Here is a 21,069-nt window from a genome sequence, read left to right as displayed (position 1 = left end):
ATATCCGGCAATTCACGCTAAATAGGCTGATACCACTTTAGCTGTTCCGTTCCGCTGCTCCTCTGGGTAGGACAACCAGATGATCGAGAATCTTCTTCCCCTGTTAAAATCAACCTTTGGTTTTACTGCTTTTCGCGGTGTGCAAGATAAAGTTCTGACGCGAGTTATGAACCGGAAAAATACGTTAGCGATTATGCCGACCGGTGCAGGAAAATCCTTATGCTATCAATTGCCCGCGATGGCTAATGAAGGGACGGTTGTGGTTATTTCTCCACTGATCGCACTCATGCACGATCAATTGCGCGGCGCCGAAGCAGTTGGTATCCGCGCCGCCACGCTTACATCCGCAGATAGCAATCGCGCAGAGACGATCGAGCGGTTGAGAGCGGGAGAACTGGACCTGCTCTACGCTGCGCCGGAACGTGCTTCTGGCGATCATTTCCGTGATTTGCTAGAGCAGGCCCGGATTTCGCTTTTTGCGATTGACGAGGCTCACTGCGTGTCAGAATGGGGGCATGATTTCCGGCCCGATTACCGTTCGCTCCGTCCCTTGCTCGACCATTTTTCCGATGTCCCTCGTCTTGCCCTGACAGCTACAGCAGACCGGCATACCCGAGACGACATTCTGGTGCAGCTGGGTATAGAACAGGAAGGACTGATCATTGCCGGATTTGACCGTCCCAATATCCGTTATCATATTTCCCCGCGTACCGGGCTTGCTCGGCAGACCGCTGATCTAGTCGAACGCATAGCCGGTCCCGGAATTATCTATGCCCCCACCCGCAACGCTACCGAAAAAATGGCGGCTCAGATCGCCCGTACAGGCCGTAGTGCGCGGGCTTATCACGCGGGGTTACCCGCGGAAGTCCGTCAGCGTAATCAGGCGGATTTTGTTGCATCAGAAGATATGGTCATGGTCGCAACCATTGCCTTTGGCATGGGTATCGACAAGCCGGACGTTCGCTTTGTTGCTCACGCCGGATTGCCAAAATCAATTGAGGCTTATTATCAGGAAACCGGCCGCGCAGGCCGTGATGGCGATCCGGCGGAGGCGCATATGTTCTGGGGCGCCGAAGATTTCGCGCGCGCCCGTCAAAGATTGTCCGAAGTCGATGAAACGCGCCTTGCCAGCGAACGAACAAGGCTTGCCGCTTTGGGTGGGCTAGTCGAGGCGGCGGGTTGTCGCCGGGCAATCCTGCTCAGGCATTTCGGCGAGGAACCGCCACAAAGCTGCGGAAATTGCGATAATTGTCTCAACGCCCCTGTCACACGCAACGTCACAGAGCTTGCGCGCAAATTTCTGTCGGCTGTCTATCGTACCGGACAAAGCTTTGGCGTTGGCCATTTGGAAGCGGTGCTGACCGGCAAGCAAGAAGACAAGGTGCTATCGCGTGGACACGATCGACTTTCTGTTTTTGACATTGTTGATGCCGAAGAAGCGTCGTTGATAAAGCCTGTCTCGCGGTCCCTTTTGCTACGAGATGCGCTGCGGAATACAGAGCATGGCGGATTAATGTTCGGACCGGAAGCGCGAGCTATTTTGAAAGGTGAGGAAGAGGTGGCGATTATCGAACCACCCGTGCGCGGGCGCAAAAAACGGCGCGGAGGCTCTTCTCCCAATCCGGTTGGTGATCCATTATTCGATGCGCTGCGGGCCAAGCGGATGGAGCTTGCCCAAGAGCACGGCGTCCCGCCTTATGTGATTTTTCATGACAGCGTGCTTCGCGATATGACCGGCTTTAAACCGCGCAATTTGTCCTCATTAGCAGAATTACCCGGTATTGGCACTGCTAAGCTTGAAAAATATGGCGCATCATTTCTTGCTGTGATTCAAGAGGTTACAAAGATACAAGAAGAAAGCGTGTGAATGAACTACATGCTTTCCTTGTCAGTGATGATATGAAAGCTGTTCAGAATATTCAACAAAGACGATAGAAAAGGAAATCCGATCCATGTTCCGCCCGATTAATGAAAAAGTCATCGTATCGCCGCAAATCACATTGGAAGATGTCGACGCGGCCAAGGCCGATGGCGTAACACTGATCATTAACAACCGTCCGGATGGCGAAGACCCTAATGCTCCGCAAAGCGCCGAAATTGAAGCTGCTGCGAAAACAGCCGGGATCAATTTTATTAGCATCCCCATCACCCATAGCGGTTTTTCCGCGCCACAAGTTGACGCCATGATCTCGGCTCTTGATGGCGCTGATGGCAAAACGCTGGCTTATTGCAAATCAGGCACACGATCGACTTTGCTATGGTCATTGGCACAGGCAAAAATAGGCCTTTCGCCGGATGAAATTGCTCGCCTTGCCGGTAATGCCGGATATGATATTACACCGGTTCGTGCGATGGTCGATGCTTTATCTGGCGGGAGTGCATAGACGCTGGACAGCAACTAACATTCATGTAAACAATCAGGGATGGAGAGCTTTCCGTCCCCTACGCTTTGGGCGATTCCTTTTTTCGTAGCCACGGTTGCGGGCGAATGGCTGTGGAGCCGGAAAAATAATCATATCCGTTATGAAACCAGGGATGCGATAACGTCACTTTCTCTTGGCATTGGCAGTGTGGTTGCGGGTTTGCTTACGGGCGGGGTCGTATTAATGCTCGCTCTCTGGGCATATGAATATCGCCTGTTCGATTTACCGATGAACTGGCCCAATGCTCTATGGCTTGTCCCTGTCGCATTCATTCTCGATGATTTAGCCTATTACTGGTTCCACCGCACTGCACACCGGGTCCGCTGGTTCTGGGCCGCGCATGTCATTCATCACAGCAGCCGACATTACAACCTGACAACCGCACTACGCCAGACGTGGACCGGTTTTTTTGCGCTCAGCTTTATTTTTCGCATGCCTCTCTTTTTTCTTGGCTTCCCGCCTGCGTTGATATTCTTTTTGGCGGGGCTGAATCTCGTCTATCAATATTGGATCCATACCGAAGCGATTGACCGGATGCCCCGCTGGTTTGAAGCGGTGATGAACACTCCCTCGCACCACCGCGTTCACCATGCGACCAATCCCCGCTATCTGGACCGCAATTATGCCGGAGTTTTCATCATCTGGGACAAGATGTTCGGAACGTTTGAACCAGAAACCATTGACGAGACAATTAATTATGGGATCGTCAAGAACCTGACCAGTTATAATATTTTTTGGGCCGCTTTTCACGAATGGATCGGCATGGCCCAGGATCTGTGGTCAGCGCCCTGGCGCTACAAATTAAACTATCTAATAAAACCGCCGGGTTGGAGCCATGATGGCTCCAGAGAAAGCAGTGAAACTATAAAGGCACGCTGGGCACAACAGGAGAGAGTAAAATGGCAGAATATGACATCATCGTCATCGGTGGCGGATCAGCAGGGAGCGCGGTTGCCGGACGGTTAAGCGAAGATGGTACACGCTCGGTCTGTCTGGTCGAAGCGGGAGGAAATAATAATAATTTCCTGGTCAAAACACCGGGAATGATGCCGTTTCTGTTAAAAAATGCGAACTGGAAATTTGATACCGTCCCGCAAAAGGGGCTTAACGGACGCATTGGGTATCAACCGCGCGGACGCGGCCTTGGCGGCTCCAGTGCCATCAACGCAATGATCTATATCCGCGGTAATAAATGGGATTATGACAATTGGGCCGCAATGGGTTGTGAGGGCTGGAGCTATGAAGATGTTCTGCCCTATTTCAAAAAATCCGAAGGCAATGAACGCGGCGGCGATGAATTTCATGGCGGCGACGGCCCCCTGTCAGTGTCGGATCAAAAATGGCCTAACCCCGGTAGCCTTGCCTTTGTGGAAGCAGCCCGTAATCTACAGATTCCTGTCCTCGACGATTTTAACGGTGCGAAGCAGGAAGGGATCGGCATTTATCAGGTAACCCAGAAAAACGGGGAACGTTGGAGCGCAGCGCGGGCCTATGTCGATCCGGCGCGCGGGCGCAAGAACCTTGATATAAGGACCAATTCGCTGGTTGAAAGGCTGGTCATTGAAAATGGCCGCGTTATGGGCGTTCAGCTTTTACAGGGCCGCAAACGGGAAACTATATTGGCCAAAGGCGCTGTCGTTCTTTCTGCTGGTGCATTCGGATCGCCGCATATCCTGCAACTCTCCGGCATTGGTCCGGCGGAGCATCTGAAAAATAAAGGCGTGGATATCATCGTCGACAAACCGGAAGTCGGAGCAAACCTGAAAGACCATATTGATTTTGTCTCTGGCTATACAACCGAGTCCAAAGAGCTGATCGGAGATTCCCTAGAAGGCACGATCCGCATGGGCAAGGCGATTTTTGAACACCGGATGAAACGCACTGGCATCATGACCACACCTTATGCCGAAGCGGGAGGCTTCTGGTCATCCGGCCCTGATGTACCGGCCCCTGATGTCCAGTATCATTTTGTGCCCGCTGTGCTTGAGGACCATGGCCGTGAAAAGGTCAAAGGCCATGGCTTTAGCTGTCACGCATGTGTGTTGCGTCCCTATAGCAAGGGCACGGTCCGGCTGGGTTCAACCGATCCCGCAGCGCCGCCCGCCATCGACCCCAATTTCCTTGATGATGATCGCGATATTGCGACTTTGCGAAAAGGTGTCCGCCATATGCAGCGGATTATGGAAGCACCGCCGCTCACCGACTTCAAACCCACAAACCGTCACCCCATTGATATGAGCGATGATAACGCATTGGACACGCTCATCAGAAATCGTGCCGATACTGTGTATCATCCTGTCGGCACATGCCGCATGGGCCAAGATGATAATGCTGTGGTAGACAATCGGCTTAAATTCAAAGGGCTGGATGGCCTATATATTGCCGACGCGTCGATCATGCCTGAAATTGTCAGTGGCAACACCAATGCACCGAGCATCATGATTGGCGAGCGGGCCGCAGATTTCATCAGGGCGGATCTGGGGTAAGGATAGGAGCATGTCCCAAAGTTCACACAATTCACACGCGTTTGAACCGTTATCCCGGCTTTCTCCGGGATGACGGTCCATCGTGGAAGTGAGATGTATAAAATGAAGTTTACAACCTGTTAACCTCGCGCAACTTTATTCCAAAGTTCACACAAGTCACACCCCTCGACCGCGCAGAGTTTCTATTCAAAATTAAGAAAGAGCCACTCTGGAAAATAGCAGAAGAGCATGCGTGTAGGAAAGCTATTTACCCAATTCACGGATACTGTCTGAGTATATTTTCCCGTTAGACGACAATCACATAGCCTTCATCACCCTGCCCGCGGCACATCTGTTTTGAAACCCGGGTTTCTTTACCCTCGATGATCGCAACATCTGTAATGCTAAGGCATTTTTGTCCATTGGGCCGGGTATTGAGTGCGGTGACTGTTGAAGATCCTGAAACGCCTGATCGCGTCGGGCTTTTCCAACTAGCGGTGGCACCAAGTTTTTCTTCTTTGGTAACTGCGACTGTGGCTTTTGCCGCTTCTTTTTGTTCTTTTTCGGTCAGCTGACAGGCAATTTCCCCGACCAATAGCGCCCCGACGCCGCTGGAAATCAAAGTCCCGACATTTCCAAGTCCGGTCGCATTACCGGCAACTCCGCCCAATATTCCACCAATCAGCCCACCGCGCCCTCTGGCTTTTTTGCATTTTTGTGGGCCATCGGCGTTTTTGGCAGTTTTAGTCTGCTTGTCTTTCTTACTCTTTGACGCTTTTTTGTCGGCCGCTACATATTCGGGTATTTCATAGCCGCCGCAGCCGGTATTGAAACAAAAGCGGTCCTGTAAATAAGCGCGATCTTGCTGATAGCGCGACTCTAAATCCCGATATTCGGAAAGATTGGCTCCTTGGGGATCAGAGGCAGCATGCTCTTTCATAACTGTCTGGTAAAAAGCGTTTCGGGACTTTGCCGTATAAACCATTTTTCCAGCCACTTGAGAGGTGAAAATGGCTGAAATTTCATTCTGATGTTCAATCATCCGTTCGCGAAACGGCGTCAGAACTTCGGCATAATAACGGTCCAATAGAGCGGTGCAGCGATTGATATCCTTCGCTTTGTCAAAAGGCGCAGCGAATTTTTGAAAATCTTCCCGGCAATCAGGATAGCTTTCTGTGGTTAATACAGGCGTCGGAGGTAGCGACGGCAGGGCCGGTTCGGGTGATGCGGGCGGAACATAAGCCCGGTCAGCCAAGTCTTGCTCCTGCGTGACATCCTGACCATTGGATAAGGCGGGGGTTGCCAACATCATACCCAATGTTGCAATCAGTGCATAAGACATGCTGTGCGTCCGTTTTGTCATTTTAGCCCCTTTATTTCGAATTCACTGGCTCCGAATGGCGACCAACGACCCTGATTTGTTCCATCCACTAGCCTCGTGAAGGGAACATGAAAAAACCATTTATATCAAGATAACAGTAAATATCCTATTTCTTGTGACAATTCTCACCATGTTGTATAATCGGCTCATATTATGCCTTCACCGGATGGAAGGAACGCTCATGAAAACATTTGTCAGATCACTGCTTTTGCTGACGGCTATGCTGGCTATTCAAGGGAATATGGCGCCTGATACCCGGGATGATAGAGCAAAATCCAGTGCCCCGGTCATGGACCCGGAAAATCCGACCTGCCCCGCCGAGCCCAATTGGACAAATAACAAGAAAATGACACTCACCCCCAAGGAAAAGAACGGCACAATGGTGCTGTTTGCCGAAGGGGCTATTGATATCGGCTTACCGGACAGGCTGAAGATAGCACTGGAAAACAACCCCGAGATTACCGAAATCTGGCTGCGTTCGCCGGGGGGAGATGCCCGCGCCGGCAATGTAGCCGGGCGGATCATTCGTGAAGAAGGCGGCGCGCTTATCACCCGTATTCCTGCAGGTTGGACCTGTTTCAGTGCTTGCAATTTCGTGTTCATGGGCGGACGGGCCCGCATTATAGAAGCTGATGGCGGTTTCATGGTGCATATGTTCACCATGACAAATGATCGCACGGCCATAAATTACAGTGTCGAAATGGGTACGGATTCCACGGTCGAGTTAATCGGGGAAGTGGAACAGGAAAGCGCCCTGCTCGCCACGGAAGATAATGATTTTTTGATACGTATGGGCGTGTCCCGCAAGCTGCTGACCGATATAATGTATAAGCAGAAAGCGGTAAAAACGGACGGTGAGGATCAATCGACCCGCCGGTGCCTGACCAAGGAAGAAGCCCTGAAATATAACGTCGCGAATGTGGTCAATCTCGTGGATAGCGATTGACGGTCATCAAACAGATATAACGGCAAGCTATTTTTCAGCCGAGTCGCCACTTGCCTTATTGGCTCTGAAATTAACCTTGTTTCTTCACAAGTTAATATTAGCAGCTAATATTTCGCGGATTTCTGCTACATTTCCTTATGTGTAATTTCCTGCTTGTTTCAACGGCTTGTCCCGGGAAGTGCGAAACTTTTTGGGTAATGTCTAAAAATTCCTATCATTTAATCTGTGCCAGAGTAGCATCTTATCGCTGATAGGCAACGGCTCGTCGTAGTGCTTGTCTCGTTATCTTGGTTCGTGCGTTGGTATTTGACCAGCAATAAGAAGAAGGAAGAACGATGTATTTACCTCTTAAATCATTCGTTGACCGCAACTCAAATGTATCAGGCGACGCTACTCATTCTCAAAAAGCGGCTGTCCAACAACGCGGCTATCGTCCTATGTATCATTCGGACATAGTTAATCGCTGCCCCGGATGCGGTAAATCCCACTGGTATGTTGGTCGGTTCAGTGCAGAATGTGCATATTGCGAAACAGCTTTGCCGCTGGCCGTGGTATCAAGCCAGCCGATGGAGCCCCGTTTTACCGAGAAATTTAGCAAAACCGCTATGGCGGCCTGATCCAGCTATAATTTCCAGCTATAATTGAATGTATAGCCATTGGTCTTGCACGACCAACCGGAAGGCACACGAAGGACCGACAATCTTCATTGATCACTTCTTCAGAAGTTGGACTTTTCTGAAAGGCCTTAGACTTTGTTAGTCGCATGCCCGTTTACAAAGCGGCTTTAGAACAGATTTTACTGGCACTTCCGGGCGTCAACACGATCCAATAGCACCTGTTAACCACGTGTCGAAAATACAACAGGTTCTAACTATTTTCATTTTTTCCCCAAATCTCGAAATGCCTCACCGGGTGTTCAGACAATTTTATGCATTATGAGTGGGTTCACATAGTGAACAAATGAGTCCCTGCAGGATTGTTATCCTGTAGATTTTTAATAATAATAGTGGAGTAAAGTATGAAAACCCCCCTAGTAATCTCTCTCCTCGCCGGTAGCATGATGGTTTCAGCGGCTGCTCAAGCCCAGGAATCCTCCCCCTTTTCCGGACCCCGCATCGAAATTATCGGCGGTTATGACCAGCTTCGTTCTGGCAGTGATGTCGATATTGATACAGATGAAGACGGTATTTTTGAAGATAATGGCCTGGATCAATCCGTAGACGGCTTCGCTTATGGTGTAGCCGCCGGTTATGATTTCGATCTGGGATCAGCGATTGTCGGTCTGGAAGCCGAATATATGGACTCAACTGGAAAACAATCATCCAGCGAGGACATTGCGGCACCATTCGGTTATCGGATCAACGTAAACCGCGACCTTTACATTGGTGCACGGATCGGTGCGCAGGTAACGCCAACCACTTTGCTTTATGCAAAAGGCGGTTACACCAACACGCGGGTTGAATCCCGTTTTCAGGACCGCGTCGAAGATGATGGCTATGAGCTGGATTTTGACGATGGGCAATCCGTCGATGGTTACCGGGTCGGTGCTGGTATTGAACAGCTGGTTGGCCCTGGCTACGTAAAACTGGAATATCGCTATTCCAACTATAGCAGCATGAAATACGATGATGAGCTATTCAACGATAATAGCTCAATCGGCATTGACCTTGACCGGCATCAGGTGCTGGCCGGTGTTGGTGTGCGCTTCTAAATAGCGTTAATTGACAAAGAAAGGGCGCGCTATCCAATGGCTAGCGCGCCCTTTTATTTTCTTTCGTCTATCGGCCCGTCACTCGCCGCCGGATGTTTCACCCGGTACCGGGAACCCCCGTTTTTTGAGAATATACTTCACTTCCGGATCACGACCACGGAACTTACGATAGGCTTCTTTACGGTCTGTCTCGTTCGCCGTGGACAGGATGATCGAGCGGAAACGTTTTGCTGTATCCTTGTCCCAGACATCACCGGCTTCTTCAAAGGCTGCCCAGGTATCCGCGTCCATGGTTTCGGACCACAGATAGCTGTAATATCCAGCCGAATATGCATCCGATGAGAACAGGTGATTAAACTGTGGAAGGCGGTGACGCATCACAATCGTATCCGGCATACCAATTTCCGCCAGTGTTTCCCGCTCGAACGCATCCGGGTCGGTGACAGGTTCTGCGCGGTTGTGCAATTTCATGTCCACAATCGCGGAAGACAGATATTCCACTGTTGAAAAGCCTTCATTAAAGGTTTTCGACTTGTTGATCTTGTCAACCAGCGCCTGCGGCATGGGCTCGCCGGTTTCGGAATGCTTGGCATAATTATCCAACACATAGCGGGTGAGTAGCCAATTCTCGTTCACCTGACTGGGATATTCGACAAAATCTCGCGGCGTCCGGCCAAGGCCCGGATAAGTAATATCATAGTTGAGATAATGCAGCGCATGACCAAATTCATGGAACAAAGTCGAGGCATCGTCCAGACTGATGAGCGTGGGTGAACCCTCGCCACCTTTGACAAAATTATTGTTGTTGGACGCTAGAACATAATCATTATTGCCGCCCAGATCATGTTGGCTGCGATAGGTTGTCATCCATGCACCCGACCGTTTTCCGGCACGGGCAAAATTGTCGAGATAGAAAAGCCCGACCAGCTTGTCCCCGCGCTTCACTTCAAAAGTGCGGACCTCGGGATCGAAAACCGGAACGCTGCCGGTGTTTTCGGTAAAGGTCATGCCATATAGTTTATTCGCCGCGTCAAACATTGCGGCAACCATATTGTCCAGTTTGAAATAGGGTTTAATCTCCGCTTCATCGAGGTCATATTTCGCCTTGCGGACCTTTTCAGCGTAAAAGCGGTAATCCCACGGCTTGATCGTGATATTTGCGCCCTCTGCATCGGCAATTGCCTGCATATCGGCTACTTCTTCATCGACCCGCGCAACAGCAGCAGGCCAGACTTTCATCATCAGCTCCATCGCGGTTTCAGGATCTTTCGCCATCGTATCGGCCATGCGGTAATGCGCGTGCGTTTTGAAACCGAGCAGCTTGGCACGGTCCGCGCGCAGCTTCAGGATTTTGGCAATAGTTGCATTGGTGTCATTTTCATCACCATTGTCACCGCGGTTGATATAAGCATTATATACTTTCTCACGCAGATCACGGCGCGTCGAGTTTTGCAGGAAAGGCTGCATGACAGAACGAGTGTTTTTAAGTGCCCAGCCTTCTTTGCCCTCTTTCTTTGCTGCTTCGGCAATCGAAGCAATAAAACTGTCGGGCAGTCCGGCAAGATCGGCTTCATCGGTCAGGAAGATGAAAGTTTCTTCATCGGCCAATACCTTGTTGGAAAATTCGTTAAACGCTTTTGACAATTCGGTATTATAAGCAATCAACTGCTGTTTTTCCGCGCCCTCAAGCAACGCGCCGTTACGGACAAGAGCTTCATATTCACGCTCGACCAGACGCATCTGCTGTGCATCCAGACCGGCAGTTTTGCGGTTGTCATATACGGTTTTGTAACGCTGGAACATCTTTGGATCGAGAGTCAGTTCATCAAAGAAAGCCGATATTTTCGGCAGCCACTCTCTCTGGATCTTGCGAACCTCATCATTGGAAAGATTGCTTGAATATACGCCCCAAATAGCGAAAAGCTCGTCTGCACTTGTGCCTAGAAGCTCCAAAGGCACGACAGTATTTTCGAAAGTCGCTGGCTCCGGATTGTCGCGCACAGCAACAAAATCGGCTTTGACGTCTTTCATCGTCTGTTCAAAGGCTTGCGGAAAATCGGAAACCTTGATCTCGTCCCACGGGGGTACGCCGCCATAGGGGCCGGTCCATTCCTGCAAAATGCTATTTTCAGATATATCATCAGATGATTTTTTCATGGCAACATTCCCGTTTGCGCTCATTTGGTTAAGCTGTGCAGTGCTCTGCTCTGCCATGGCCGGGGTGCTACCGATGCCCAATAAAGCAGCGGTGGAAACGCCCAGAAAAAATTTGCGGCTGGATACTGAAAATCGCATATATATCTCTCCAAGAAATAGGAAATACTGCCCCCGGTAAGAGGCAATGGAACCATGTGACCCTTTCGGGCTCGATACCTTCTTACAATAGCAGGGCACAAAAAGGCAAAAAGGTTGCGTATGAAATTATGTTTTAGACGAACTGCGCTTAGCCGTCGATGAACAACTTGTTACATGGCAAGTCATTGCGTTTGATGCCAATATATCAAAGCGACAAATCGAATTTCTCTGGAACCATTTTGGTCAGCATTTTTTGGCAAGTCGTTATATTATGCCGGAAAATGTCATGCGCGTTCATTGTCTTCAAAAATGAAGCCAACCCGGGCCATTTTGTGGTATCGAACGGAAGGGCGATCAAATCCATCTGGATCAATTGTGCAGCAATCGAAATATCGGCAATAGATAGCCTGTCCCCAAGAAAATAAGTGCCGCCATCCAGCTGCTTTTCCAGATAATCCCATAGGGGTGGCAGCTTTTCGTTCCATGTCGCGCGTGCGGATGCCACATCCGGTTTCTTTCCGCCCATCAAAGCAAAGATCAATGGCCGGAATACCCCCATGCCACAGGTCATGGCGAGTGCGCTGTCCGCATATTCTTCCAGCCACAATGCCCGCCCGTATAAATAAGGGTCTTCGGGATAGCAGGCGGGTTGCGGGTGTTTTTTCTCCAAATATCCGCAAATCGCCGAGCTGTCAGAAATTGTACCCTCCGGTCCTTCTGTGGCAATAGACGTATCACGTAACGCAGGAATACGCGCTGTCGGGCTAATCTCAAGATACCAGTCCGGCATAGCCATGATGTTGATTGCTTCGCGTTCGTAATCGAGCCCTTTCAGCGCAAATATCGCTTCAACCTTGCGCTGGAACGGGGATAAAGGCGAGCCATAAAGGATATAAGGTGCGGTCATGGGGCTGGATTCTCCATTTGAAAAGTGACGGGCTAAACCGCAATTAGGAAGTGACGGCGCCCTTTTTTATGAGGGGATAATAGAACCCCGCAGCAAGCAAGAGTAAAGAGCTTATTCTGCGTTTCTCGCTTCAATCATATATAATCCCGACGGCATCCGCAGCGCGTTTTGCCAGACGCCGCGCCGCATTGGTGTCATCCCCCGTCGCAAGAGCCACTGCCATCCGCCGGAAGGGCCGCGTGACAGGTTTGCAAAAAATCCGCACATCCACTTCCCCTTCTTTGCTGCCCAAGGCCAAGGCATCTGCTATCCCGCTAAAAGTAAAACTCTCACTATTACGATCAGCCAGAACTACGGCACTGGCACTCGCCGGAGCGGTTAATGCGATATGGGGGATAGGCAGCCCCATGATGGCCCTGGCGTGCAGGTCAAATTCGGTCAGATTCTGACCGATCAGTGTGACCATGCCCGTATCATGCGGACGGGGGCTGAGTTCAGAGAAAATGACCTCAGCGTCTTTGGTAACAAAAAACTCCACGCCAAATATACTGTAACCACCCAGGTTATCCACCACCTTTCGCGCCATGGCCTGCGCGGTGGCCAATGCATCTTTTGACATGGCCGCCGGTTGCCAGCTTTCCATATAATCGCCGCGTTCTTGCCGATGACCGATAGGCGGGCAGAACAATATGCCATCACGGGTCCGCACAGTAAGGAGAGTGATTTCATAGTCAAAATCGATAAATTGCTCGACAATCGCGCGGGCACGGTCGCCGCGCATATTGTCAACGGCATAGGTCCATGCGGTTTCCAGCGCGTCGATATTATCAACCTTGGTCTGCCCCTTGCCGGAAGAGGACATGACCGGCTTGATCACCAGCGGCAGACCGATGTCACTGGCTGCGGCCTGCACCTCGGAGAAACTCTCAGCATAATGATAGCGCGAGGTCGCAAGGCCCAATTCCTGCGCCGCAACATCGCGGATGGCGTCGCGGTTCATCGTCAATTGCGCCGCCCGGGCAGATGGTACGATATTATACCCCTTGTCCTCCATTTCTACCAGAATTTCGGTGCGAATAGCTTCGATTTCAGGGACAATCAGGTCGGGGCTATGCTTTTCAATGGCCGCGCGCAATCTATCGCCGTCGAGCATGGAAAATATCTCGCTTTCATCAGCGACCTGCATCGCCGGTGCGCCTGAATAAGCGTCACAAGCAATGACATAGGCGCCGAGGCGTTTAGCAGATATAGTGAATTCACGGCCCAGTTCCCCGGAACCCAGAATCAGGATTTTTTTACTGAATGTCATGATGATTCTAATAGCGGGAATATATTGGCCCGTCATGCTGAAACGATTTTGGCGTAATCGAGGCCAAATAACTTGATAGCCGGAAAAATCTTTCCTTTATAAAAACCCCATCACACCAGCTTTTTTAGCTCTAACACCAGACTTACTTCTGCCAGAATATTCCACATGATGAAATTTCTGTTTGATATGTTATATCATTTCCTTTAACGGATATGCGGATTAACCCCCACTCATATATTCAGGCGAGTATCCATGCCCCATATCAAATATTTACTCTCAACAGCGCTATTGTTCAGTCCCGTCGCCCCTGCCCTTGCACAATCGAACGATGCCGGAAATATTGCTGAAGCACCGCGGCAGCGCGGAACGGTTGACGATTTTCACAGTGATGACGCGATTGTGGTCACAGCACCTTATGTTAAAAAACTGGACATTCTGGCCGGTACGTCCGTATTATCCGGTGATAAATTGACTGAAAATTTACGCGGCCAGATCGGTGACAGTCTGACCAGCCTTCCCGGTATTTCTTCGACCAGCTTTGCGCCCGGCGCATCCCGCCCTGTCTTACGCGGTTTTCAAGGCCCGCGCGTGCGTGTTTTGACGGATGGCATAGGTTCGCTTGATGCCTCTAATACCTCGGTTGACCATGCTGTCGCAATTGATCCCCTGACAGCCCAGCGGGTCGAAGTATTACGCGGGCCAGCAGTCCTGCTGTTTGGCGGCGATGCAATTGGCGGCGCCGTGAATATTATCGACAAGCGTATTCCGCGCGCTGTGCCGGATGAGGCTTTTCACCTTGACGCAGTAGGCGGCTATGGCAGCGCGGCCAATGATTGGAGCGTGGGCGGTTCGCTTGACGTGCCACTGACGGATAATCTGGTATTTCATATCAACGGTAGCTTTCGTGATACCGATGATGTGAATATTCCCGGTTACGTCCTGTCACCCGGTTTACGCGGTGAAATACTGGCACAGGCCAGCGAAGAAGCCGAGGAAGGACATCTTGATGAAGCAGCGGAACTGACTGAACTTGCCAATCAGCGCGGCAAAGTCCCGAATACGGGTAGCCGCACGGTTAACGCAGCAACCGGCCTCGCCTATATTGGTGATGGCGGCCATATCGGCTTTTCTGTCAGCTATTATGATACGGATTATGGCGTTCCTACCCGTCCCGGGACGGTGCATGTGCATGATCATGATCATGACCACGATCACGGAGATCATGACGGGCATGAGGAACATGGCGATGCACCCGTGACAATTGGTCTGGAGCAATTTCGCGCCGACCTTCGCGCAGGCGTTGACCTTGGCGGCTTTTTTGAAACCCTCAATCTGCGCGCCGGCTTTTCCGATTATAAACACACCGAATTTGAAGGTGATGAAGTCGGCACAGTCTTTCAGGTCGAAGGGATAGAAGCACGCGCAGAACTGGTTCAGGCAGAGCGTGATGGCTGGCGAGGAGTGGTGGGAACACAGCTATTGGCCCGCGATTTTAATGCCATTGGCGCAGAAGCCTTTGTCCCTAAAAATACGGTTAAGAACAGGGCTATATTCACTGTGCAGGAAGTCGATCTCGGCAATTTTGAAATCGAAGCCGCCGCGCGTTATGACAATAGCGACATCACTGCAAACAGCATCAACTTTGAACGTAGTTTTGACAGTTTTTCGGGTGCGCTCGGTTTTGCTTATGCTCCTGACAATAGCGGTTTGAAGATCGGCGTGAACCTCTCACGCTCTGAACGCGCGCCCTCGGCTGAAGAGCTACTGTCCGACGGCCCCCATATTGCGACACAAGCCTATGAAATTGGCAACCCGGGTTTCACTACGGAGAAAAGCTGGGGCGGAGAGCTATATGCGCGTTGGGAATCAGACGATATCCAGTTAAGCGCGACCGTTTTCGCCAATTTATTTGATGATTATATTTATGAAGCAGAGACCGGAGCCGAACAGGATGGTCTGCCGGTATTCCAGTATTTTCAACAGGACGCGACATATTATGGCTTCGAAGCCTCCGCTTCCTTTGCAGTGGCACGTGCAGGCGGATTTAATTTCGTCACCGACGGAGTTGCCGATTATGTCCGCGCTAAAGTCAAAGACGGCGGCGGGCCGGTTCCCCGGATACCGCCCTTGCGGCTATTGGGCGGTATCGAAGCACAAAGCGATGCTATTGATCTGCGCGCAGAAGTGGAATGGTCCGATAGTCAGAACCGTGTAGCGACCTTTGAAACGCCGACCGACAGTTTCACCATGGTCAATGCCTCTGCCGCATGGCGGCCAATGGGCAAAGACGGCGGTATAACCTTGCTCGCTTCAGCAAATAATATCTTTGATGTGAATGCGCGTCGTCATGCTTCATTCACGAAAGACTATGTACCGCTGGCAGGACGTGATATTCGTATCAGCGCAAAGTTTAGTTTCTAGCGGTAATCGGGTAACTCCGGATTTCCGCTTGAACGCAGAATCAGGAGTTACCCAAATGCGAAAGATCATTGCTTCTATCATTATATCATCGACGCTCTTGCTGGGCGCATGCAACACTGTGCAGGGTGTCGGAGATGATATTAAATCCGTTGGCCGTGCAGGTGAGCGCGCCATCGACTGATCGTATATTTTCCGGCATTGACCGCTAAACTTGCGAATATGCAATCGATGCCGGAACAAAAGCCTGACTTACGCATTTCTCTTTATAACCGGCATAAAATGTCCGGCAGCTAGGAGAATGAAATGCGTAAGATTATTATGACTTTTTTCCTGTCATCAACCATGGTTCTTGCAGCGTGCAATACTGTACAGGGCGCAGGCGAAGATATTGAATCGGTCGGTGAAAAGGGCGAAGAGGTAATAAACTAGCCCTAATATCATGCAATCAGGCTCTGTTTACTCGACAGCCTTTTTCTTTGCGTTCCTACGCTCGGTAAACCACATGATCGCAAGTGAAGATTCATAAAGTAAGATCAGCGGAATACCGAGCAGGAATTGCGATACTATATCCGGCGGCGTCAATATCGCAGCCAATATAAATGCGCCAACAACCATATAGCGGCGCAGACTTTTTAACTGTTCGCGAGTGACCAACCCGGCCCGGTTCAACAGCAACAGCAGCACCGGCAGTTGAAAACAAACCCCAAAAGCAAGAATGAAGCGCATCACCAGATCAAGGTAATCGCCCATAGCCGGCAGTGCCTCTTGTGTCATTCCGCCCACTTGCCCTTCAAAACCCAGAAAGAACCGGAAGGCAGTCGGCATGACTATGAAGTAAGCGAGCGCCGCGCCAGCGGTGAACAATATCGGCGTAGCAATGAGAAACGGCAGAAAGGCTTTTTTCTCGTTGGAATAAAGCCCCGGTGCGACAAATGCCCAGATCTGGTTCGAAATAATTGGAAAAGCGAGAAAGAAAGCAGCAAACATCGCAACCTTTATCTCGACAAAAAAGGCCTCATAGAGCTTGGTATAAACCAGTCTGCCTTCCCCAGGAGGAAAGGCATCAGTCAAAGGGACGACAAGTAATCCGAATATCTCGTCAGCAAAATAAAAGCTGAACGCAAAAGCAATAAGCAAAGCGACCACCGCCCACACAAGACGCTGGCGTAGCTCGATCAGATGCTCGATCAGCGGAGCCTTGCTGTCATTTATATCTGGTGCGGAAGGATCATTCATTTGCCGGGTTCATTTTCCGGTTTATTGCCTGACGCACTGTTATCATGCGGCAAATCTGCTTCACTTTGATCGCTTACAATTGTCTCAGCCGAAGCATCACTCTCAGCCGAAGCATCAAGATGCTGCATAGACGGTTCGTCCGTGGCTTCCATGGGATGTTCGAGCATTATACGCTCGTTCTCGGCTGCCCATTTCTTTTCCATTTCCTGTAATTCCGCTTCACGGACCATGGCATCAAAGCCGGTACGGAAATTACCCATGACTCCGCGTGCCTTGGCCATCCAGCGTCCTGCTGTAGCCAATGCGCTCGGCAATTCCTTCGGGCCAATTACAACAACAGCAATAATCACGATAATCGCGATCTCGGATATGGAAAAGTCAAACATATCTGTGCGCCGCTAATTCCGGCGGGCCGACATTAACCGGCAGTCTTGTCAGAGGTGGTTGCTTTATCTGCTCTGATATCGGCTGGCTTATTGTCAATCTGGGCAGATATTTTTGCATTTTCCTCTTCTTCGGAAATGCCTTTTTTGAAGGATTTAATGCCTTTACCGACATCTCCCATCATCTCTGAAATCCGGCCGCGACCGAACAGAATTAGCACCAATGCTGCTACAATTAAAATCTGCCAAATACTCGGTTGCATCGAAAGTCTCCTGATCTAGGCCCTATACTTAGGCGCTTTACGCCTCACTTTCCAGTGGGTCTACGTGGTCATCATCATTTTCTTGTGCAGAGTCTTGTTCAGCCCCTTGATCGAAGGGGAGCTCATCCTCCGCTTCCATCTCAAGCCGCTCTAGTGCCAAATCAACAGGATCAAGCAATCCAGCGGCTTTCAAGTCATCTATACCGGGCAGTTCCTTGCGACTTTGCAGGCCGAAGTGGGTAAGAAACTCAGCGGTCGTAGCATAAATAAGGGGTCGGCCCGGCACTTCACGGCGTCCTGCCGGACGGACCCATCCTGTCTCCATCAGCACATCCAGCGTGCCCTTGGCAACCTGAACACCCCTGATCGCTTCAATTTCAGCGCGACTCACAGGTTCATGATAAGCAATGATTGCCAGTGTCTCCATCCCCGCTCGGCTAAGTTTGCGTAGCTGCGCGCGCTCACGGCGCAACAGGTGGGACAAATCTTGGGCGGTCTGAAAATGCCAGCGGTCACCGGTTTTGACTAAAGATACGCCGCGGCCCGAATAATCATTCTGCAAATCGTTTAGCGCACCGCGAATATCGGCATCTTCACCGACATAAAGTTTAATATCGGCAATCGTCAAAGGTGTTTCGGCCGCGAATAAAGTCGCCTCTACAGCGCGGGTTATTTCATTCATACCGCGATCGACCAATTCTCGATGCTGCCCCATGGCAAGGCCGGGCTCTTCATTCACTGGCTCATCCATCGCTGCTTGCTTTCAGCTTTAACGGGGCAAAACTTCCATCCTGACTGAGTTTCAGCTTACCCTGCCGTGCCAGTTCCAGCGCCGCGACGAAACTTGATGCCAGCGCAGATTTTCGCAACTGCGGCGGAGCATTTGGCGGCAAAAAGTCGCGTATATCCATCCAGTCAATCGCTTCGCCCAGCATTAGGGAAACCCGCGTCAGAGCATCCTCCAAAGTCATCACCATCCGTTGTTTAACGATATGGACCGGCGGAACACCACGCAGTTTAACACGGCCATAGGCAGAGATCAGATCATAATATTCTGCCTGCCAATAGCGGTTTTTTACAACCCGCAAGCCTTCCGGTGCGCCGCGAGGAAATACATCACGACCAAGCCGGTCACGTGTCAATAATCTTGCTCCGGCCTCTCGCATGGCGTTCAACCGTTCCAGACGCATTTGCAAACGCAACGCCAATTCTTCGGGTGAGGGATCAATTTCGGGATCTTTGGGAAGCAATAGACCGGATTTAAGATAGGTCAGCCACGCTGCCATCACAAGATAATCGGCAGCCAGCTCCAGTTTCAAACTCTGCGCTTCGGAGATATATTTCAGATATTGTTGCACTAGTTCAAGGATTGAGATTTCCCGCAAATCAACTTTCTGGCTACGCGCCAAAGCAAGCAGAAGGTCAAGCGGCCCTTCCCAACCGTCAATATTTAGTGTTAGCGACGCGTCTTCCTCGACAGGTGGCGGGAAGAAAAAACTTTCCGCTTCGCTATCGAGATCAGCATTACGCTGCATCAGGCCGCCGCCAGTAACGCATCTCTTTGCGAGAGAAGTTCGGCTAGTTCAACCTCTTCTCCCGCCGGATCACGTGTCGCCATCGCTTTATCGAGCCGCACGCGGGATGGCTCGCTCATTTCGTCCAGCATGTCCGCGATGCCGATCATTTCGTCCATTCGCGCCCAGCAATTCAAGGCAATATCACAGCCCGCCGCAACCACATCACGCGCAAGTTCCGGCACTTCTCCTTTAAGCGCCTTCATGTCGAGATCATCCGAGAATAACAGCCCATCAAACCCGATTTCCCCGCGAATTATAGTCTCGATAACCGTCGGTGACAGGCTGGCACATCGCTCTGTGTCCCATGCGGTATAAACGATATGTGCTGTCATCCCCATCGGGGCATTGGACAAACTACGAAACGGCGCAATGTCGGTTTCAAGCTGTTCGGCAGACGCACTGACCGTGGGGAGTTCCATATGGCTATCGACGACCGCTCGCCCATGGCCGGGGATATGTTTGACGATACTGACCACACCGCTTCTGGCCTGGCCGTCAATCACCGCCCGTCCCAAAGCCGCCACTTGCATCGGGTCGCTGCCCAATGCGCGGTCACCGATGGCATCGGCCGTATCAGCTTGCCGTACATCCAGAAGAGGCAAACAATTGACGGTTATACCAACTTCACGAAGGCTTTCGCCAATGGCCTGTGCATTGATCCGGGCCGCCTCAATCGCTGTGGCCGGTGCAATTTTGTAAAGTTTGTCGAAAACTTCCCCTGAAGGAAAATGCGGCCACACTGGCTCCTTCATCCGTGCCACCCGGCCCCCTTCCTGATCAATCAGGATAGCGACATCATCCCGGCCATGCAGATTGCGAAGTTCATCGGTTAGCGCCCGCAATTGTGTCTTGCTTTCGACATTGCGGCCAAAAATAATATATCCGGCAGGGTCGGCGTCTTTGAAAAAAGCTTTTTCATCAGCCGTCAGGCGCAGGGCCGACATACCAAAAACAACCGGTTTCATATTCTTACTCTACCCAATAACGCGCACAAATGCATGATTATATCATGCGGGCAATTAGCAGGCCGGTAAAGGGAAAAGCGCCATTATCCACAGCGAGTCCCCTGTTTTCCTCTTACGGAACGACAATGCAGCTTTCGCCAGCGGCTTTCAAACTGTTGCATATTTTCTGCGCGGCGGAAAGATTTGGCGCCACTGCGTTCAAACGATAGATCGTGCTGCCTTCAACCGTGCCTTGTGTGATCTTCTTTGGCAAAGCGTCAATATCTGCGAAACGACGGGCGAAGCCGGGCCATGCTTTATCTGCCTGACCAGAGGAACTAAATGCGCCAAGCTGTATCATTGCGCTATCTGGAGCAGATGGAGTCGCAGGAGCATTATTTTTCATTGGCGCTTCTTCAGGCGGAGCCGTGCCCAGTTTTCCCGTCGTGCCCTGCCCCTGACTGGCGGCAAAGCTGGCATCGCCCTCGCCCTCAAATTGTCGGGCCTGCGGATCACTGGGCTGCACTTTGTAATCGCCCTCTGGCGCGGCAATAAGGGTGCCGTCACCGCTCAGCCCGATGGCATCACGATTTTGCATCCAATAAATAGCGCCAACAATTGCGGCCAACAGCAATATGCCGACACCGACAAATATGGCCACCCTGACAGGGGAATATTCCCCATCGTCATCATCATAATTTTCGGCAGATTCCAGCCATGGCAGCCGATTGTCATCCTCCAGATTCAGGCCGTCATTATTCACATTAGACATACTCAAACCCCGTGTTTTTTTTGAGTGTTCAATATT

The 21,069-nt window shown here is 50.9% G+C and carries 20 protein-coding genes; 9 read left to right on the top strand and 11 right to left on the bottom strand.

From position 1 onward, the window contains the following. Positions 1-79: 79 nt before the first annotated feature. The 4 genes from recQ (at position 80) to AB1K62_RS09285 (ending at position 4,909) form a co-directional block, all read left to right on the top strand. Positions 80-1,867: a DNA helicase RecQ gene (recQ, locus tag AB1K62_RS09300; protein ID WP_367003206.1), complete on the top strand. Its 1,788-nt coding sequence runs from the start codon at positions 80-82 to the stop codon at positions 1,865-1,867. Between the two features lie 85 nt (positions 1,868-1,952). After that, positions 1,953-2,384 (top strand): TIGR01244 family sulfur transferase, encoded by a 432-nt coding sequence (locus AB1K62_RS09295; protein ID WP_367003205.1) that lies wholly within the window; start codon positions 1,953-1,955, stop codon positions 2,382-2,384. A 39-nt stretch (positions 2,385-2,423) separates the two neighbouring features. Then, positions 2,424-3,389 carry a sterol desaturase family protein gene (locus tag AB1K62_RS09290; RefSeq protein WP_367003204.1) on the top strand — a complete coding sequence of 322 codons (966 nt, stop codon included), beginning with the start codon at positions 2,424-2,426 and terminating at the stop codon, positions 3,387-3,389. After that, positions 3,323-4,909: a GMC family oxidoreductase N-terminal domain-containing protein gene (locus AB1K62_RS09285; protein WP_367003203.1), complete on the top strand. Its 1,587-nt coding sequence runs from the start codon at positions 3,323-3,325 to the stop codon at positions 4,907-4,909. The genes AB1K62_RS09290 and AB1K62_RS09285 overlap by 67 nt, the downstream gene beginning before the upstream one ends. Before the next feature lie 286 nt (positions 4,910-5,195). Here AB1K62_RS09285 and AB1K62_RS09280 read toward each other — a convergent pair whose 3' ends face one another. Then, positions 5,196-6,251 (bottom strand): hypothetical protein, encoded by a 1,056-nt coding sequence (locus tag AB1K62_RS09280; protein WP_367003202.1) that lies wholly within the window; start codon positions 6,249-6,251, stop codon positions 5,196-5,198. A gap of 199 nt (positions 6,252-6,450) precedes the next feature. On the opposite strand from AB1K62_RS09280, the gene AB1K62_RS09275 reads away from it, so the two are divergent. Both AB1K62_RS09275 and AB1K62_RS09270 read left to right on the top strand, forming a co-directional pair. Next, a complete protein-coding gene (locus AB1K62_RS09275; RefSeq protein ID WP_367003201.1) occupies positions 6,451-7,215 on the top strand; it encodes a hypothetical protein in 765 nt (254 codons plus the stop codon). A 1,018-nt stretch (positions 7,216-8,233) separates the two neighbouring features. Next, entirely contained in the window at positions 8,234-8,926 is a 693-nt protein-coding gene (locus AB1K62_RS09270; protein WP_367003199.1) for a porin family protein, read from the top strand. Positions 8,927-9,004: 78 nt separating this feature from the next. Here the strand turns inward: AB1K62_RS09270 and AB1K62_RS09265 are convergent, their stop codons facing one another. The 3 genes from AB1K62_RS09265 to purT all read right to left on the bottom strand — a co-directional run bounded on the left by AB1K62_RS09265 (position 9,005) and on the right by purT (position 13,437). Beyond that, positions 9,005-11,221: a M3 family metallopeptidase gene (locus AB1K62_RS09265; RefSeq protein WP_367003198.1), complete on the bottom strand. Its 2,217-nt coding sequence runs from the start codon at positions 11,219-11,221 to the stop codon at positions 9,005-9,007. A gap of 205 nt (positions 11,222-11,426) precedes the next feature. Continuing rightward, on the bottom strand, positions 11,427-12,128 hold the full coding sequence (locus AB1K62_RS09260) for a glutathione S-transferase family protein (RefSeq protein ID WP_367003197.1): 702 nt from the start codon (positions 12,126-12,128) through the stop codon (positions 11,427-11,429). A gap of 130 nt (positions 12,129-12,258) precedes the next feature. After that, positions 12,259-13,437, bottom strand: coding sequence for a formate-dependent phosphoribosylglycinamide formyltransferase (gene purT / locus AB1K62_RS09255; protein WP_367003195.1), 1,179 nt, complete (start codon positions 13,435-13,437; stop codon positions 12,259-12,261). A 252-nt stretch (positions 13,438-13,689) separates the two neighbouring features. Here purT and AB1K62_RS09250 point away from each other — a divergent pair, with 252 nt between their 5' ends. The 3 genes from AB1K62_RS09250 to AB1K62_RS09240 all read left to right on the top strand — a co-directional run bounded on the left by AB1K62_RS09250 (position 13,690) and on the right by AB1K62_RS09240 (position 16,287). Continuing rightward, the gene (locus AB1K62_RS09250; protein WP_367003194.1) at positions 13,690-15,858 is read left to right on the top strand and encodes a TonB-dependent receptor; all 2,169 of its coding nucleotides are present in this window, start codon (positions 13,690-13,692) and stop codon (positions 15,856-15,858) included. Positions 15,859-15,913: 55 nt separating this feature from the next. Continuing rightward, positions 15,914-16,039: an Entericidin EcnA/B family protein gene (locus AB1K62_RS09245; protein ID WP_367003193.1), complete on the top strand. Its 126-nt coding sequence runs from the start codon at positions 15,914-15,916 to the stop codon at positions 16,037-16,039. 137 nt (positions 16,040-16,176) lie between these two features. Next, positions 16,177-16,287, top strand: coding sequence for an entericidin A/B family lipoprotein (locus AB1K62_RS09240; RefSeq protein WP_367003352.1), 111 nt, complete (start codon positions 16,177-16,179; stop codon positions 16,285-16,287). A gap of 27 nt (positions 16,288-16,314) precedes the next feature. Here AB1K62_RS09240 and tatC read toward each other — a convergent pair whose 3' ends face one another. The 7 genes from tatC to AB1K62_RS09205 form a co-directional block, all read right to left on the bottom strand. Beyond that, positions 16,315-17,094 carry a twin-arginine translocase subunit TatC gene (gene tatC, locus AB1K62_RS09235; protein ID WP_367003192.1) on the bottom strand — a complete coding sequence of 260 codons (780 nt, stop codon included), beginning with the start codon at positions 17,092-17,094 and terminating at the stop codon, positions 16,315-16,317. After that, positions 17,091-17,480 carry a Sec-independent protein translocase protein TatB gene (tatB, locus tag AB1K62_RS09230; RefSeq protein ID WP_367003190.1) on the bottom strand — a complete coding sequence of 130 codons (390 nt, stop codon included), beginning with the start codon at positions 17,478-17,480 and terminating at the stop codon, positions 17,091-17,093. The genes tatC and tatB overlap by 4 nt, the downstream gene beginning before the upstream one ends. A gap of 32 nt (positions 17,481-17,512) precedes the next feature. Beyond that, positions 17,513-17,740, bottom strand: a complete 228-nt coding sequence (locus AB1K62_RS09225; RefSeq protein WP_367003189.1) for a twin-arginine translocase TatA/TatE family subunit — start codon at positions 17,738-17,740, stop codon at positions 17,513-17,515. A 37-nt stretch (positions 17,741-17,777) separates the two neighbouring features. Beyond that, a complete protein-coding gene (gene scpB, locus AB1K62_RS09220; protein WP_367003350.1) occupies positions 17,778-18,422 on the bottom strand; it encodes an SMC-Scp complex subunit ScpB in 645 nt (214 codons plus the stop codon). Between the two features lie 61 nt (positions 18,423-18,483). Beyond that, positions 18,484-19,275, bottom strand: a complete 792-nt coding sequence (locus AB1K62_RS09215) for a ScpA family protein (protein WP_367003188.1) — start codon at positions 19,273-19,275, stop codon at positions 18,484-18,486. Next, positions 19,275-20,282 (bottom strand): beta-N-acetylhexosaminidase, encoded by a 1,008-nt coding sequence (gene nagZ, locus AB1K62_RS09210; RefSeq protein WP_367003186.1) that lies wholly within the window; start codon positions 20,280-20,282, stop codon positions 19,275-19,277. Before nagZ ends, AB1K62_RS09215 begins: the two co-directional genes overlap by 1 nt. A 112-nt stretch (positions 20,283-20,394) precedes the next feature. Further along, on the bottom strand, positions 20,395-21,033 hold the full coding sequence (locus AB1K62_RS09205; protein ID WP_367003185.1) for an SPOR domain-containing protein: 639 nt from the start codon (positions 21,031-21,033) through the stop codon (positions 20,395-20,397). Positions 21,034-21,069 lie beyond the last annotated feature (36 nt).

The sequence above is a fragment of the Parasphingorhabdus sp. JC815 genome (genome assembly GCF_040717415.1).
Classification (GTDB): Bacteria; Pseudomonadota; Alphaproteobacteria; order Sphingomonadales; family Sphingomonadaceae; genus Parasphingorhabdus.
The sequence above is the reverse complement of the archived record's forward strand: the minus strand, read 5'-3'. Positions and strand labels throughout refer to the sequence as shown.